This window comes from Streptomyces sp. CB01580 (genome assembly GCF_001905795.1).
Taxonomy (GTDB): domain Bacteria; phylum Actinomycetota; class Actinomycetes; order Streptomycetales; family Streptomycetaceae; genus Streptomyces.
This window is the reverse complement of the sequence record NZ_LIXJ01000022.1, coordinates 78439-93593: the sequence shown is the minus strand read 5'-3', so window position 1 is coordinate 93593 and position 15155 is coordinate 78439. Positions and strand designations below refer to the sequence as shown.

The following is a 15155-nucleotide window of genomic DNA, read 5'->3' as shown; positions in this document are numbered from 1 at the left end:
GGCCGTCCCGCACCGTCGGCGCGGGACGGCCCCCCGGGAGCGGTGCGGCAGCGCCGGAGCTTCTCGACGAGCCGTCCGTCAGGTACACCGGCAAGCCGTACGCGGAGTTCGACCCGTCGGTCCCACCGGCACCGAGCACGTGATCGTCCGGATCGCGCCGAGCAAGGTCCTCTCGCGGACCCGAGCGAGCCGCCGGCGCACACCGCTTCCCGTGAAGAGGACCCCTGCGACCCCCGAGGGGGCGCGGGGCACTGGTGCACGCCCACTACCCTTGAGGCGTGACTATTCGCCTGTACGACACCAGCGCCCGGCAGATCCGTGACTTCGTCCCGCTCACGGCGGGCTGTGTCTCGATCTACCTGTGTGGTGCCACCGTTCAGGCGGCCCCGCACATCGGGCACATCCGGTCCGGTCTGAACTTCGACATCATGCGCCGTTGGTTCGAGTACCGCGGCTACGACGTCACGTTCGTCCGGAACGTCACCGACATCGACGACAAGATCATCGCGAAGTCCGCCGAGCAGGGCCGGCCGTGGTGGGCCATCGGCTACGAGAACGAGCGGGCGTTCAACGCCGGGTACGACGCGCTGGGCTGCCTGCCGGTCACGTACGAACCGCGCGCGACCGGGCACGTCACCGAGATGGTCGAGATGATGCGGGGCCTGATCGAACGTGGTCACGCCTACGCGGCGGACGGCAACGTCTACTTCGATGTGCGTTCCTACCCGGGTTATCTGTCGCTGTCCAACCAGGACCTGGACGATCTGCGTCAGCCGTCCGGCGAGGGCGAGACCGGCAAGCGCGACCCGCGCGACTTCGCGATGTGGAAGGCGTCCAAGCCGGGCGAGCCCAGCTGGGAGACCCCGTGGGGCCGCGGCCGGCCCGGCTGGCACCTGGAGTGCTCGGCCATGGCGCACAAGTACCTCGGCCGGGCCTTCGACATCCACGGCGGCGGGATCGACCTGATCTTCCCGCACCACGAGAACGAGATCGCCCAGGCCCAGGCGTTCGGCGACGAGTTCGCGCGCTACTGGGTGCACAACGGCTGGGTCACCATGTCCGGCGAGAAGATGTCGAAGTCGCTGGGCAACTCGGTGCTGGTCAGCGAGATGGTCAAGGCGTGGCGCCCGATCGTGCTGCGCTACTACCTCGGCACCCCGCACTACCGGTCGATGATCGAGTACAGCGAGGAGGCCCTGCGCGAGGCCGAGTCCGCGTTCGCGCGGATCGAGGGCTTCGTGCAGCGGGTCGTCGAGAAGGCGGGCGGCATGGTCGCCCCGGCCCGTGAGGTGCCGCCCGCGTTCGCGGAGGCGATGGACGACGACCTGGGCGTCCCGCAGGCGCTCGCGATCGTCCACACCACGGTCCGGCAGGGCAATTCCGCGCTGGCCGCCGACGACAAGGAGGCGGCCGTCGCCCGGCTCGCGGAGGTACGGGCGATGCTCGGCGTCCTCGGGCTCGACCCGCTGGAAGAGCACTGGGCGGGCGAGAGCGACCGCGGCGACGATCTGCACGGGGTCGTGGACACGCTCGTACGCCTGGTCCTGGACCAGCGCGAGGCGGCCCGCGCCCGGAAGGACTGGCCCGCCGCCGACGCCATCCGCGACCAGCTCGGCCAGTCCGGGCTCGTCATCGAGGACAGCCCGGCCGGACCGCGTTGGACCCTCGGTCCGCGCTCGTAGGCAGCCCGTAGGCATCCCGTGTGTGCCGTCCGGAGTCCCGGACGGCACACTCATGGGGGCACACTTCATATACGTACGCAACGCACGCTCGTCCGAGCAGCAACGAAACAGGTAGGTCATGGCCGGGAACAGCCAGCGCAGGAACCGCCGCACTGCCAACAAGAAGGGCGCGCAGGTCGGCAGCGGTGGCCAGCGACGCCGTGGCCTGGAGGGCAAGGGCCCGACGCCGCCCGCCTCCGCGCGCAAGGGGCACGCGAAGAACCGGATCGCCCACGCCAAGGCCAAGCAGGCCGCGCACCGCCGCCCCGCGCCGCGCCGCGGCGGCGCCAAGGGCACGTCCGAGATGGTCGTCGGCCGCAACCCGGTCTACGAGGCCCTGCGCGACGGGGTGCCCGCGACGACCCTGTACGTCCAGCAGTACATCGACAACGACGAGCGGGTCCGCGAGGCGCTCCAGCTCGCGGGCGAGCGCGGCAACATCAACCTGATGGAGGCGCCGCGCGCCGAGCTGGACCGGATGACGAACGGTCTGAACCACCAGGGCCTCGTCCTCCAGGTCCCGCCGTACGAGTACGCGCACCCGGACGACCTGGTGGTCGCCGCGCACGACAACGGCGAGGAGCCGCTGATCGTTGCCCTCGACGGTGTCACCGACCCGCGCAACCTGGGTGCGATCGTCCGTTCCGTCTCCGCGTTCGGCGGGCACGGCGTGGTCGTGCCGGAGCGTCGCGCGGCCGGGATGACGGCCGGTGCCTGGAAGTCCTCGGCCGGCACCGCGGCCCGTACGCCGGTCGCCCGGGTGACGAACCTGACCAGGGCCCTGGAGGGCTACCAGAAGGCGGGCCTCACGGTCGTCGGCCTCGCCGCGGACGGCGAGCACACCGTCGAGGACCTGGAGGCGCTCGACGGCCCGGTCGTCGTCGTCATCGGCAGCGAGGGCAAGGGACTCGGCCGTCTCGTCGGCGAGACCTGCGACTACCGCGTCCGCATCTCGATGCCGGGCGGTGCCGAGTCGCTGAACGCCGGTGTCGCGGCCGGGATCGTCCTCTACGAGGCCGCGCGGCGCCGGGCCTGAGACACTCTTGGGCGGGGTCGGCCATCCGGCCCGGTCCCGCCCGTCCGCCCCGGTCTCGTCCCGTTCGGCGGCCCGGCCCGGCCTCGTCCCGTCAGCCGTCCCGTCCGGCCCGTCGATCGTTCCGTTCGGCCCGTTCCCGTTCGGTCCGAGAACCGTCGTTGACGCGTCTCGGACATGATTGACGGGTCTCGGACACATCGGGCTCGTCAAGGCAGTGTCCTAAACACTCATCACTCGGTTAGATGAGTGTGGACACCAGAACGCCTCGGTTCGACGAACAACCCGCCCTGAGCATGACCAAGGTGGACTGCGACCCTGCGCAGGTCATCGTCAACCACGCCAGCTTCCGGGTGCAGCTCGCGCCCGGCCAGCGCGCACGGTTGCGCGGGCTGGCCCCCGCGGGCGTGCCCAGGATCCCCGCCATGAGCGGGTCCCCCGGAACGGCGCGCGGCAGGCGCGCGCCCGTCGTGTGGAGTGGCAGGTCCGCCCCCGGCGACCCCGGAGCCACCGGACTCCTCCAGGCCGTGCGGAATTCGGCCGCAGGCCCTTCGACGGCCGCGTACGACGCCTACGACTCCCGTGCCCACCACGGCGACTCCGGGCGCCCCGGCGAGTTCGACGGCGGGCTCGGCGCGGGCAGCACCCAGCTGATCGACTGCCTGGAGGAGACCCAGCCCAATCCCGTCGTCACCGCGCCCCAGCAGCCGGGACCGCACGGCAACGGTCCGCTGCTGCCGCCGATGCGCCAGGCGGTTGGTGCCTACGACCCCGTCGATCACGGTCCGTACGGCCGCGACACCGGTTACGACGGATACGTGGACGCGGCCGGTGACGAGGACGGGGCCGGGGCCGGGGCCGCGTACGACGACGGCACGGAGGCCCGGGGCCGCCGCCAGGCTCAGGACGCCGTTCGGCACGCGTACTACCCGGGACGCCGTATGAACCTCGGCGTGGTGCTGCTGCCCCTGCGGGTCTTCCTCGGCTTCATCTCCATCTACGCCGGCATGGGCAAGCTGTGCGACCCGGTGTACTTCGACGGCGGCGAACGCGGCTCCATGGTCACGTGGCTGAACTCGCTGCACCCCTGGACGCTGGCCGAACCGCTGCGCGACTTCGCGCTCTCGCACCCGGTGGGCGCCGGGCTCACCGTCGCCTTCCTCCAGGTCGTCGTCGGTGTCCTCACTGTGCTCGGCCTCTGGCAGCGCGTCGCCGCGTCCGTCGGGGCCCTGCTCTCCGCCGCCCTGCTGGTCACCGTGAGCTGGCGCAGCGTCGCCGTGTACGACGCGCCCGACATCATCTACCTCGCCGCCTGGAGCCCGCTGATCATCGCGGGCGCGCCGGTCTACTCCGTCGACGGGCGGCTCGCCGGCGAGGCGTGGCGCACGCTCGGCCCGCGCTCGGCGATCTGGGACCTGCGCCGTCGAGTGCTGCGCCGGGGCGCCGCCGTCGCGACCCTCGTCCTCGGACTCACGTTCCTCGTGGGCTCCATCCTCGGCGGGGCCGTCCGCTCCTCCGGGGTCGTGACCGTGCCGGGCCCGAACGGCAACCCGACCAACCAGCTGCCCGGCTCCCCGCTTCCGGAGAAGTCCCGTACCGGTGAGGCATCACACACGCCCGAGGGGCGGCGCCCGTCGCCGACCCGCAGCGGCGCCGCCACCACCCCGTCCACGCGGGCGTCCACGCCTCCCGCGGACTCCGTGCGCGAGCCGGGCCGTGCGACGACCGGCGCCGGGCAGCCCAGCCAGACCCAGGGCACCGTCCAGCAGGTCCCGCGGCAGACGACTCCCCAGCAGCCCCCGGCGAGCAGCTCCGGCCCGAGCTCCTCGGGCTCCACGGGCACCGGCGGCGGCCCCTCGGGCGGCAGCGGCCCGGACGAGGGCGGTTCCACCGGAGGAACGTCGGGCGCGGGGCAGAACCCGATCGGGGGCCTGCTCGGCTGAGCCTGGCGCCCGTCCGTCTCGCCCCGTTCCGAGGCGGGCGGGGAGGCGGACGGGAAAGACGGACGAAGAAGGACGGACGAAGAAGGACGGACGAAGAAGGGGCGGTCACCGGTCGGATCCGGTGACCGCCCCTCCGCGTACGCGGTGCACGAGCAGACGCGCGTACGCGGTGCACGCGCGCCTGCGGCGTGCTCCGCCGCAGGCGCTCACGGAGGTTTCGGAACTGTCGGAGTCACCGGCCACCGAGCGGACGGAGTCACCCGCCGTCGAGTTCCTTGGCGGCCTCGGTCAGGTCCTTCGCCGTGTCGATGGCCCGCCAGTACGCCCCGTGCGGCAGCGGGTACCCGGCCAGCCTGCGCTCGCGCGCCAGCTTCGGGAACGTCGTCCGCTCATGGTCGCCGCGGTCCGGCAGCAGGGTGGTGAAGGCCGGCGAGAAGACGTATACGCCGGCGTTGATCAGATACGGCGACGGCGGCGCCTCGATGAAGTCGGTGATGTGCCCGAACGCGTCCGTCTCCACGGCGCCCCACGGGATCCGGGGACGGGCCAGCGCCAGCGTGGCGGTCGCGTCGCGCTCGGCGTGGAAGGCGGCCATCTCGCGCAGCGAGAAGCGCGTCCAGATGTCGCCGTTGGTGGCGTACCAGGGCTGGTCCGGGTCGGGCAGCCGGGCGGCGGCGTACTTCAGGCCGCCGCCCCGGCCCAGGGGCTCGGACTCCACGACGGTCGTCACGCGCAGCGGCAGCACCGCTGAGTCCAGCCATTCCTGCAGTACTTCGGCCAGATGACCGCACGACACCACGACGTCGGTCACGCCCTCGGCGGCCAGCCAGGAAAGCTGATGGCCGATGATCGGGGTCCCGGTGCCCGGGATCTCGACCATCGGCTTGGGGCGGTCGTCGGTGTACGGGCGCAGCCGCGATCCCTGGCCACCCGCCAGGACCACGGCCTGCGTCGGATACGTATGCATACCAGGCACGATATGTGGTGCCTGGTGTCGTGTTGTGCGGGGCCGGTCGAGCGACGGGCCGACCGGTGCCGGACGGACCGGGTGTCGCGTCGGCTGGGGTCGGGACGACCGGTGCCGGGCCGACCGGTGTTGGGCCCGCTTGCCGGGGGGTCAGCTGAACTGCGCGACGCCGGAGGCGAACGACGTGTCGCAGACGGGGCGGGAGAACCGGTGGGCGCGCGTCGGCCCGTACTGCTCGACCGCCGCCCGGCCCAGCGCCTTCGCGATCGACATGCAGTGCCGGGCGAGCGTGGGCCGACCCTCGACGGAGCGCTGAAGGTTCGTCAGCGCGACGCCCGGGTCCTTCTCGCGGAGCTCCACGAGCAGACGGTCACGGAGGATGTCCTGCGGGGCACGTGCCTTGGCACGCTTCGATACGTCCTGGGCCGACGCGGCCAGGACCCGCGAATCGGAGCTGTGCGCTGCCCACGGCACGCTGGTGACGGCGAGGGTCCCGGACAGGACCATCACGACGGGCAGTACGAGAGCGAGGGAACGGCCGATACGGCGAGCGGTGTGGGTCACGCAGCGAGCGTAGCGGTCGGTAATGACATGGCGACATCTTGTCACCCTTGCGAGGGATGGTTCGAGGGCGCCTTTCGAATTCGGTGTTGACCGGGAGCGGCGAAACGGCCGGTGCGCAGCGGGGAGTCGGCACAGCTCGGTTCAAACCCGTTCCCGCCTCCGCGACGCGCGAACGGCTCCGCGCGGCCTTCCGGCAGGCTCCCAGGACTCCCGGAGTCTCCCGGGGCAGTGCCGTGCACGCGAACGGCCCCGCACGGGGAAGCGTGCGGGGCCGTCGTGGTGCGCGGGCGTGCGGGCCGTGCGGTGCACGCGGGCGTGAGCGGCGTGCGAGGTACGGGTCCGTGCGCGGGCGTGCGGAGCGTCAGTCGGTGAGGCGGGCGCCCGTCGAGGTCGCGAAGACGTGCAGCTCGTCCGGGCGCGGCACGACGTGCAGCTTGGTGCCCTTCTCCGGGACGGAGCGGCCGTTGACGCGGACGACCAGGTCCTTGTCCTCGCCGCCGACCCGCGCGGAGCCGTAGACGTAGCCGTCGGCGCCGAGCTCCTCGACGACGTTGACCGAGACGGCCAGGCCGGCGGGGGAGTCGGAGCTGTCCTTCGTGAGGGACTTCGCGGCGGCGCCGCCGTGCTCGACGATGTCGAAGTGCTCGGGGCGGATGCCGACCGTGACGGTCGTGTCGCCCTTGTCCGCGGCGGCCTTGAGCGCCTCGCGCGAGACCGGGACGACGCTGTTGCCGAACTTCACGCCGCCGTCGGTGATCGGGACCTCGACCAGGTTCATGGCGGGGGAGCCGATGAAGCCGGCCACGAAGAGGTTCGCCGGCTTGTCGTACATCTTGCGCGGCGAGTCGACCTGCTGGAGCAGGCCGTCCTTGAGGACGGCGACCCGGTCGCCCATGGTGAGGGCCTCGACCTGGTCGTGCGTGACGTACACGGTCGTGATGCCCAGGCGGCGCTGGAGCGAGGCGATCTGCGTGCGGGTGGAGACACGGAGCTTGGCGTCGAGGTTCGACAGCGGCTCGTCCATCAGGAAGACCTGCGGCTCACGCACGATGGCACGGCCCATCGCGACGCGCTGGCGCTGACCACCGGAGAGCGCCTTCGGCTTGCGGTCCAGGTACTCCGTGAGGTCCAGCATCTTGGCGGCCTCTTCGACCTTCGCCCGGATGTCGGTCTTGTTGACACCGGCGATCTTGAGCGCGAAGCCCATGTTGTCCGCGACGGTCATGTGCGGGTAGAGCGCGTAGTTCTGGAACACCATGGCGATGTCCCGGTCCTTCGGCGGCAGGTGCGTGACGTCGCGGTCACCGATGCGGATGGCACCGGCGTTGACGTCCTCGAGGCCCGCGAGCATGCGGAGGGAAGTCGACTTGCCGCAACCGGAAGGACCGACGAGTACGAGGAACTCGCCGTCCGCGATGTCGATCTCCAGCTGGTCCACGGCCGGCTTCGTCGAGCCGGGGTAGATGCGGGACGCCTTGTCGAACGTGACACTGGCCATGCTGATTCTTCTCCTCCACCGGCAGGAACGTGCCGGACGATCCGAGTAGGGAGTGGTCTGGTCCACTTGAGTGAATCTTGAGCGACGCTACCTGGACATGCGGAATATGTCAGTAGTTCGAGGGTCGTGAAATTCTGGGACCGTGCGCGGGGCGAGGTTGGTTACACTGCTCCGGCATGCCTCCTTAGCTCAGCTGGCCAGAGCAACGCACTTGTAATGCGTAGGTCGTCGGTTCGAATCCGACAGGGGGCTCCGCGAAGGCCCGGGTCGGATCGCTCCGACCCGGGCCTTTTGCTGTCCGCGTCGGGGTTCCTGATGCTCGGCCGGGTCGGGTCGTGCCCGTTCGGCCTGGGGTGGTGAGGTGACGCGCGCTCCCTGTTTGCATGTAACGTGCGTTACTTTTTCTGAGTGGGTGAGGAGACGGCGATGCAGTGGATGGTGCTGATCGTGCGGCTGCCGTCGCAGCCGTCGCGGCACCGGGTGGCGGTGTGGCGCGAGCTGCGCAAGGTCGGCGCGCTGTCGCTCGGCCAGGGGGTGTGGGCGGTGCCGGAGGTGCCGTTCTTCGCCGACGGCGTGCAACGGGCTGTGGAACTGGCCCGGCGGGCGCAGGGCGAGACCGTGGTGCTGCGTGCCGCGGGCCGGGGTCCGCAGGACGCGCAGCGGTTCGAGGCGATGTTCACCACCGCCCGCGAGGAGGACTGGGCGGAGTTCGTCGCCGACTGCGGCAAGTACACGGCGGAGCTGGACAAGGAGATCGGCAAGGCGAAGTTCACCCTTGCCGAGCTGGAAGAGGAGGAGCAGTCGCTGGAGCGGCTGCGGCGCTGGCACCGTGATCTGAAGGCCCGTGACGTGTTCGGCGCGCCGGGCGCCGAGAAGGCCGAACGGCAACTCGCCGAGTGCGTACGCCGGTTCGAGGACTACGGCGAACGCGTCTTCGTCCACCTGCACGCCTTCTCCTCCGGCGGTCAGGAGGGTGCGCCGTGAGCGCGGAGCGCGCCGCCGAGCCCGTTGAGCCCACCGCTGAGCCTGCCGAGCCGGCTGGGCGTGACAGTGCTGCTGGGTCCGCTGAGCCGGGCGGGCCGGGAGGGGCCGATGGGATACGCGGGCGGCGGATGTGGCCGCTGTACGCGGCCGGGTTACCACCGCCTTCGGCGCCCATGGCATTGCCGCCAACCTCGGTGCCGGTGATGAGGACCTGGTGCGGTCGGTGCTGTACCTGGGGGTGCTGCTCGCCCTGTACGACGGTGCCGAGGTCGTCCTCAAGCCGGTCTTCGGCACGCTTGCCGACCGCGTCGGGCCGCGCCCGGTGCTGCTGGGCGGGCTGATCGCGTTCGCCGCCGCCTCCGCCGTGTTCGTCGCGGTCCGTGATCCGGGATGGCTGTGGGCCGCCCGGCTGGGGCAGGGGGCCGCGGCCTCCGCGTTCTCTCCCGCCGCCTCCGCGATGGTCGCCCGGCTGAATCCGCGGGCGAAGCACGGCCGCGCATTCGGCTCCTACGGGTTCTTCAAGAGCATCGGCTACACCGCCGGCCCGCTCCTCGGCGGTGTCCTGGTCTGGGCGGGAGGGCTGGCGCTGCTGTTCTGCGTGCTGATGGTGCTGGTTGCTGCGGTCGCGGTGTGGGCCGCGCTCACGGTGCCCGCCGTGCCGCCGCTGCCCAAGGCCCGTCAGACCCTCTTGGGATTGGCCCGGCGCCTGACCGACGGTGTCTTCCTGCGGCCGGTCGCCGCACTGGCCGCCGCGACCGCCGCCCTGTCGGTCGGTGTGGGGTTCCTGCCCCTTTCCGGTGCCGTCGACGGGCTGTCGCCCCTGGCCACCGGTGCCGCCGTCTCCGCCTTGGCGGCCTGTGCTGCCGTCGTCCAGCCCTGGGCCGTGCGGGCGCTGGACGACGGGCGGCTGACGGTGCGTTCCGGGACGGCCGCGGGGCTCCTGCTGACCGCGTGCGGACTCGTCGCCGCCCTGCTGCCAGGCGTGGCCGGGCTGCTCGCGGCCGCCGTTCTCATCGGGATCGGCACCGGCCTGATCACTCCGCTCGGCTTCGCCGCCCTCGCGGCCACCACCCCCGAGGAGCGGATGGGGCAGACCATGGGGGCTGCCGAACTCGGCCGGGAACTCGGCGACGCGGGAGGCCCGCTCCTGGTCGCCTCCATTGCCTCCGTAGCCGCACTCACCTGGGGGTATGCCGCACTCGCCCTCCTGATCGGGCTTCTTCCGCTCGCCCTGCGCATCCGCCGTACACCCCGCTGACGCACACCGCCGGGGAGGCAACGGCGACGGCCACGTCGACGGGCGGAATGATCACGCATTGGGCATGGTGGCCGTGCCGCGCGCCGTTTCGAGTGGTCCCCCGGTCGGCCTTCAGCGCCCGGTGGGTCGCGCGGGAGCCTCGCCGTCGCCCGGTGCCGTCGGCGCGGGGCCGTCCGGGGACGGCGGCGGGGTGTCGTACGCCGGTGGGAGGTCGGCCCAGCCGAGCAGATGTGGGGCGTCCGCCTCCGGGCCCGGGGCGGGGGGTTCACCGGCCGCCTCGTTGAAGGCGGTGAGCGCGCCGACGAGGGCCGTGCGTCGGGCGGGGGCGAGACGCGCGATGATCGTGGTGAGTTCACGGCGGCGCCGGGCGGTGACGTCCTCGACGGTGCGGCGGCCCTCGTCGGTGAGCCGGAGCAGGGTCTCGCGGCGGTTGCCGGGGTTGACCTGCCGGTCCGCGAGACCGGAGGCGATCAGCCGGTCGACCATGCGCATCGCGGTCGGGGGCGACACGCGCAACAGCTCCGCGAGCCCCACCAGTTTGGTCGCGCCGCGCGTCGAGAGCGCCACCAGTATCCGGAACTGAGCCAGAGTCACCCGCTCCTCGACCTCGGCGAGCGAGTTCGCCGCCACCGCGACCAGTACCCGTGACGCCGTGACGACCGCCCGCGTCACCGCGTCGACGTCGTCGACGTCGTCGGCTTCGGAGAAACCAGAGGAACCAGAGGAATCGGCGGTGTCAGAGGTGTCAGTTGTGTCAGTGGTGTTGGAGGTGTTGGCGACGGCGTCCACGGCGTCCACGTCCGCCGTTCCGGGCTCTCCTTGGGGCATGTCCCCATTTCTACCGTTTCCGTCGTTCGCTCCCGCTCCACCGCTCCGGGCGTGGTCACCCCCAGAGGGCGCGGGCGAGTGCTGCGCCGGTGAACGCGGCTCCGAGCCCGACGGCCGTGCTCGCCAGGACGTTGACCGCCGCGTAGAAGCGGGCCCCGTCCTCGGCCAGGCGCAGCGTCTCGTACGAGAAGGTCGAGTACGTCGTCAGCGCCCCGCAGAGGCCGGTGCCGAGCAGGAGCTGTGTCTCGGAGGAGGCGGCCCCGGCGGCAGCCGCGCCGGTGATCAGTCCGAGGATCAGGCACCCGAAGATGTTGACGGTGAAGGTCCCCCACGGGAAGAGGCTGTCGTGCCGGGACTGGACCGCACGGTCGGTGAGGTAGCGCAGTGGGGCTCCGACCATGGCACCCGCGATCACGAGCAGCCAGTTCACCGTTCCTCCTTGCCGTGGCGGGTCTTGTCCCGGCCCCTGCGATCACGGCCGGTGCAGCGGATGACCTCGCAGTCGTCGAGGACGACCAGCCCTTGGACGACGAGCTCGTCGAGCTGCGGCAGGAAGGCCCGGATCCGCTCCTCGGTGTCGACGATCACGACGGCGACCGGCAGGTCCTCGCTCAGCGACAGCAGCCGGACGGTGTGGATCAGGGAGGAGGCCCCGAACCCCTCGATGCCCCGGAAGACGGAGGCGCCCGCCAGCCCGGCCTCGCGGGCCCGGTGGACGATCTCGGTGTACACGGGCTTGTGGTGCCACATGTCCATCTCGCCGACGAACACGGTGACGCGCAGTGCGGAACCGGTGAACCTCATGGCTGCCTCCACGTGATGACGCGGCGCGTCAGCGCGACCGCGAGCCATACGGCGGTCAGGGCGATGACCGGGGTGAGGGCCAGGTAGGCGAGGCCGGTGCGTGTCTCCCGGCCGTCCACCAGGCGCTGGATGTCCACGGCGTAGGTGGAGAAGGTGGTGAAGCCACCGAGGACGCCGGTGCCGAAGAAGGGGCGTACGAGACGGTGGGCCGCCCAGACGTCGGTGATGACCACCATGAAGACCCCGATCACCGCACAGCCGACGGCGTTGACGGTCAGGGTCGTCCATGGGAAGGCGCCGGTCGCCGTGGGCCACAGCAGCGAGGCCCCGTATCGCGCGGTCGCCCCCACGGCGCCGCCGACCGCCACGACGGCCACCACCGGACCCTGTCGCGACAGCCGGGAGTCCTTGCGCCGACCGTCGGGCACGCGGAGGTCGACGTCGGGGTCGACGGGTTCGTTCAGCATCGGGGTCCGGGGCTCTTCCATGCGTGTCTCCTACTCGCCAGGCACGGGAACGTACGGTGCGCGTCGCAAGTAGGGACCGTTGGCGGCGCCGTCGCCGCGGTTCGGGTACGGCGGGCCCCACCGCCGTGCGGTGGGGGAGGGGACCGCGTGACTACGCGATCACCGCTGGGAACACCGCTCGGACCAGCCTACCGGGCATCGCCGCGGTTCTCCTGCCGGGCCGGGCGCCGACCGTACGGCTCGGAGCGGTGGGCGGCGAGCGGTGGTTGTCCCGGCCGTACGGGCGCGGGACACTGGAATTCGCCTGGCGACGAGGCTCGCCGCGACCGCGCCGGTGCGGCGCGGGTGGCTGCCGTACGAGCCGGTCGCCCGGCGTCGCGGGAGGTGGGCAGCGGTGTCACGCATCACCGTCGAGGTCGAGTCGACCATCGGTTCCTCCATCGGTTCCTCCATCGGTTCCTCCATCGGTTCCTCCATCGGTTCGTCCAATGGTTCGTTCAGGGGTTCCTCTGTCGGTTCGTCCGGCGGTTCCTCTGCCGGTTCTTCTGTCGGTTCATCCAGCGGGTTCTCCCCGCCTGATGTCTCGGACGGGCCGGAAGCGAGTGGCGGTGCCGACGGCTGGCCCGTGGGCGAGGGACGTGTCGAGGACACCCTGGACCCGGACGGGCGGTCCGTACGGACCCTGGTCCTGATGCGGGAGCCGGCCCGGTCGGGCGACGAGGTGGCGGCCTGGCCGGTGGCGTTGTTGCATCTGAACGACGGCCGTCATGACATGGACGAAGTGCTGTGCGTCGCCGAGGCCGAGCCCTTCATCGACCTGGTCGACGCCACGGACTTGCGCCGCTGGCACGCGGAGCCCGACGTGTGGGCGACGGCGCTCGGCCGGCTGTCGCCCGGGACCGCGTACCGGGTGACGGGCTGCGGCAGCCGCAGGGAGGCCGACCAACTGGTGTCGGACGCGCGCCGTGCCTATCTCCGGCTCACCGGATGCCTGGAGTGACCGGGGTGACCGGGGTGGTAGGGGTGACCGGAGCGACCGGAGGGTCCGAGTTCGGTGCCGGGCCCGAAAGCGGCGGCGATCGGCTGATAGTGCTGCGGCATGCCAAGTCCGCCTGGCCGGACGGTGTCCTTGATCACGAACGGCCGCTCGCGGGCCGGGGCCGTCGTGATGCCCCGGCGGCAGGGCGCCGACTGTACGAGACGGGGTACGTTCCCGACCTGGTCGTCTGCTCGACCGCCCGGCGCGCCCGGGAGACCTGGGATCTGGTCGCGACGGAGCTGTTCGCGACGGAACCGGACGTTACGGAACCGGAGGCGGCGGAACCGGACGTGGTGTACGAGCCGAGGGTGTACGCCGCGGGCGCGTCCGACCTTCTCCGCGTGCTGCACGAGGTGCTCGACGACGTGCTCGCGCGGGGTGGCCGTGACGGTCGCGACGGCCCGGCGCCGGGTCGGACGGTGCTGCTGGTCGGGCATCAGCCCGGGGTGCAGGAACTCGTCCTGTCCCTCGCGGGCGGTGGTGACGAACAGGCGCTCGCGCGGGCCCGTACCAAGTTCCCGACCTCCGCGTTCGCGGTACTGGCGCTGCCGGGTACCCGGGCCGGGGGCGGGGCCGGGCTCGTGCCCGGTGCGGCGGTGCTCACCGACTTCGCCGTTCCCCGCGGCCCCGTCCCCGCCGCGCGGGGCTGATGTCACGTACGCCCCTCGGCCCCGGCGCGTCGGGCGCGTTCGCGTGACGCCTCGATCTCCGCGTATGCCGAGTCCCGTCCCTCCCAGTGGGAACCCTCGACGGACTTGCCTGGTTCGAGGTCCTTGTAGACCTCGAAGAAATGGGTGATCTCCAGGGTGTCGAAACGGGGGATGTCGTCGATGTCCTGCACGGCGGCGTAGCGCGGATCGTGGGCCGGTACGCACAGCACCTTCTCGTCGGGACCCTTCTCGTCCCTCATGACGTACATGCCGACGGCCCGGCACTCGATGGCGCAGCCGGGGAACGTCGGGTCGCCGACCAGGACGAGCGCGTCGAGCGGATCGCCGTCGCGGCCCAGCGTTCCTTCGATGTAGCCGTAGTCCGCCGGGTACTTCGTGGATGTGAACAGCATCCGGTCCAGGCGGATGCGGTGCAGGGTGTGGTCCATCTCGTACTTGTTGCGGGACCCACGGGGGATCTCCACCGTCACGTCGAACTCCATGCCCGCCTCCATGACCGCCTCCGGGCCGTGCCGGCCGCACCCGTACGGGCTGCGGCGGACGCGCGTCCCGTTCATCGTCGGTCGCCGTCCGGCTCCCGGCAGCGTGGCGAGTCCCCGGTACGCCCGATCAGGTCAACCCGGCAGGGCCGGACGCGGGCGCCCCGCGTCCCGACGGGCACGGCAGCCGGCTCTCACGGCAGCCGGCTCTCACGGCAGCCGGTTCCCGCGGCAGCCGGTTTCCACGGCCGTCGCGAGGAGCAGCCGCCGTCACGGCAGATCGGCACGGCCCAGCCAGGCGGGCCGCACGGGCACCCCGTCCGCGTACCGTTCCACGACCTCCTCCGCGGGATGCTCCGCACGCCGCCCCCACCCCTTCACTCGCTCGGTCGCGAGTGAAGGGGTGGGGGCGGGAGGCGTTTCGACCTCGGGTTCGGCCTCGGGGCCAGGAGCCGGTTCCGGTTCCTGCGCCGGTTCGGGTTCGGGCGCGGCGCTGTCCTCCAGCAGCTCCGCCACCGTGAACCGGGTGCTGTACGACTGCCAGGTGCCGTCGATCACCAGGAGGAAACCGTCGTCCTTCCGGAAGAGCCGGCGCCGCTTCGGGTTCCAGGGGTGAGTCGGGGTGTGGACCCGGGCCCGCCGTTCCAGTTCCAGCAGGGCGTCCTCACGTGTTCCCGCCATGTGTGCCAGCACGTATGTCTCGATGTGCTTGCGCTCCCCGCCGCCCACGGTGGTCTCCATGACCAGCCCCCAGGTCGTCATACGCCCCCCGTTCCCTTGCCTCTCCGTGTGCGAAGCACAGTCTTCCGCACCCGGGAACCACGGCGGACGTTTACGTCGTCCTTACGCGCGCGAGCGACTGCACGCGGGCATGACAAGCGCCGCGCGGGCTCGCCACG

At 71.8% G+C, this 15155-nt stretch carries 16 protein-coding genes and 1 tRNA gene; 8 read left to right on the top strand and 9 right to left on the bottom strand.

The genetic code is table 11. The features are described from left to right. The first annotated feature begins 278 nt into the window (after positions 1 to 278). The 3 genes from cysS (at position 279) to AMK22_RS27290 (ending at position 4697) form a co-directional block, all read left to right on the top strand. On the top strand, positions 279 to 1682 hold the full coding sequence (gene cysS, locus AMK22_RS27300; RefSeq protein ID WP_073789273.1) for a cysteine--tRNA ligase: 1404 nt from the start codon (positions 279 to 281) through the stop codon (positions 1680 to 1682). A gap of 118 nt (positions 1683 to 1800) precedes the next feature. Then, entirely contained in the window at positions 1801 to 2757 is a 957-nt protein-coding gene (rlmB, locus tag AMK22_RS27295; protein WP_073789271.1) for a 23S rRNA (guanosine(2251)-2'-O)-methyltransferase RlmB, read from the top strand. A gap of 242 nt (positions 2758 to 2999) precedes the next feature. Next, positions 3000 to 4697, top strand: coding sequence for a DoxX family membrane protein (locus AMK22_RS27290; protein ID WP_242434150.1), 1698 nt, complete (start codon positions 3000 to 3002; stop codon positions 4695 to 4697). Between the two features lie 256 nt (positions 4698 to 4953). Here AMK22_RS27290 and AMK22_RS27285 read toward each other — a convergent pair whose 3' ends face one another. From AMK22_RS27285 to AMK22_RS27275, 3 genes are all read right to left on the bottom strand, one after another. Beyond that, a complete protein-coding gene (locus AMK22_RS27285) occupies positions 4954 to 5664 on the bottom strand; it encodes a nucleotidyltransferase family protein (RefSeq protein ID WP_073789268.1) in 711 nt (236 codons plus the stop codon). A gap of 150 nt (positions 5665 to 5814) precedes the next feature. Continuing rightward, positions 5815 to 6228 (bottom strand): hypothetical protein, encoded by a 414-nt coding sequence (locus tag AMK22_RS27280; protein ID WP_073789267.1) that lies wholly within the window; start codon positions 6226 to 6228, stop codon positions 5815 to 5817. Between the two features lie 361 nt (positions 6229 to 6589). Next, complete coding sequence (locus AMK22_RS27275; RefSeq protein ID WP_073789265.1) at positions 6590 to 7726, bottom strand: ABC transporter ATP-binding protein; 1137 nt, start codon at positions 7724 to 7726, stop codon at positions 6590 to 6592. 178 nt (positions 7727 to 7904) lie between these two features. Between AMK22_RS27275 and AMK22_RS27270 the strand changes: the two genes are divergently transcribed. The 3 genes from AMK22_RS27270 (at position 7905) to AMK22_RS27260 (ending at position 9968) form a co-directional block, all read left to right on the top strand. Next, positions 7905 to 7978 (top strand) — tRNA-Thr (locus AMK22_RS27270). Positions 7979 to 8134: 156 nt separating this feature from the next. Further along, on the top strand, positions 8135 to 8710 hold the full coding sequence (locus tag AMK22_RS27265; protein ID WP_338014192.1) for a Chromate resistance protein ChrB: 576 nt from the start codon (positions 8135 to 8137) through the stop codon (positions 8708 to 8710). 130 nt (positions 8711 to 8840) lie between these two features. After that, positions 8841 to 9968 carry an MFS transporter gene (locus AMK22_RS27260; RefSeq protein WP_242434149.1) on the top strand — a complete coding sequence of 376 codons (1128 nt, stop codon included), beginning with the start codon at positions 8841 to 8843 and terminating at the stop codon, positions 9966 to 9968. A 111-nt stretch (positions 9969 to 10079) separates the two neighbouring features. Here AMK22_RS27260 and AMK22_RS27255 read toward each other — a convergent pair whose 3' ends face one another. The 4 genes from AMK22_RS27255 to crcB (AMK22_RS27240) are packed head-to-tail and all read right to left on the bottom strand — an operon-like array spanning position 10080 to position 12067. Next, positions 10080 to 10796: a MarR family transcriptional regulator gene (locus AMK22_RS27255; RefSeq protein ID WP_079186422.1), complete on the bottom strand. Its 717-nt coding sequence runs from the start codon at positions 10794 to 10796 to the stop codon at positions 10080 to 10082. A gap of 55 nt (positions 10797 to 10851) precedes the next feature. Then, on the bottom strand, positions 10852 to 11226 hold the full coding sequence (gene crcB, locus AMK22_RS27250) for a fluoride efflux transporter CrcB (protein WP_073789261.1): 375 nt from the start codon (positions 11224 to 11226) through the stop codon (positions 10852 to 10854). Next, on the bottom strand, positions 11223 to 11600 hold the full coding sequence (locus tag AMK22_RS27245; RefSeq protein ID WP_073789260.1) for a DUF190 domain-containing protein: 378 nt from the start codon (positions 11598 to 11600) through the stop codon (positions 11223 to 11225). Before AMK22_RS27245 ends, crcB (AMK22_RS27250) begins: the two co-directional genes overlap by 4 nt. Then, positions 11597 to 12067 (bottom strand): fluoride efflux transporter CrcB, encoded by a 471-nt coding sequence (gene crcB / locus AMK22_RS27240; protein WP_079186427.1) that lies wholly within the window; start codon positions 12065 to 12067, stop codon positions 11597 to 11599. The genes AMK22_RS27245 and crcB (AMK22_RS27240) overlap by 4 nt, the downstream gene beginning before the upstream one ends. Positions 12068 to 12461: 394 nt before the next feature. Here crcB (AMK22_RS27240) and AMK22_RS40205 point away from each other — a divergent pair, with 394 nt between their 5' ends. After that, on the top strand, positions 12462 to 13067 hold the full coding sequence (locus AMK22_RS40205) for an inorganic diphosphatase (RefSeq protein ID WP_079186421.1): 606 nt from the start codon (positions 12462 to 12464) through the stop codon (positions 13065 to 13067). Positions 13068 to 13090: 23 nt separating this feature from the next. Then, complete coding sequence (locus AMK22_RS27230) at positions 13091 to 13756, top strand: SixA phosphatase family protein (protein ID WP_073789346.1); 666 nt, start codon at positions 13091 to 13093, stop codon at positions 13754 to 13756. 2 nt (positions 13757 to 13758) lie between these two features. Here the strand turns inward: AMK22_RS27230 and AMK22_RS27225 are convergent, their stop codons facing one another. Both AMK22_RS27225 and AMK22_RS27220 read right to left on the bottom strand, forming a co-directional pair. Then, entirely contained in the window at positions 13759 to 14259 is a 501-nt protein-coding gene (locus AMK22_RS27225; RefSeq protein ID WP_073789344.1) for an inorganic diphosphatase, read from the bottom strand. Positions 14260 to 14526: 267 nt separating this feature from the next. Next, entirely contained in the window at positions 14527 to 15018 is a 492-nt protein-coding gene (locus tag AMK22_RS27220; protein WP_073789257.1) for a hypothetical protein, read from the bottom strand. Positions 15019 to 15155 lie beyond the last annotated feature (137 nt).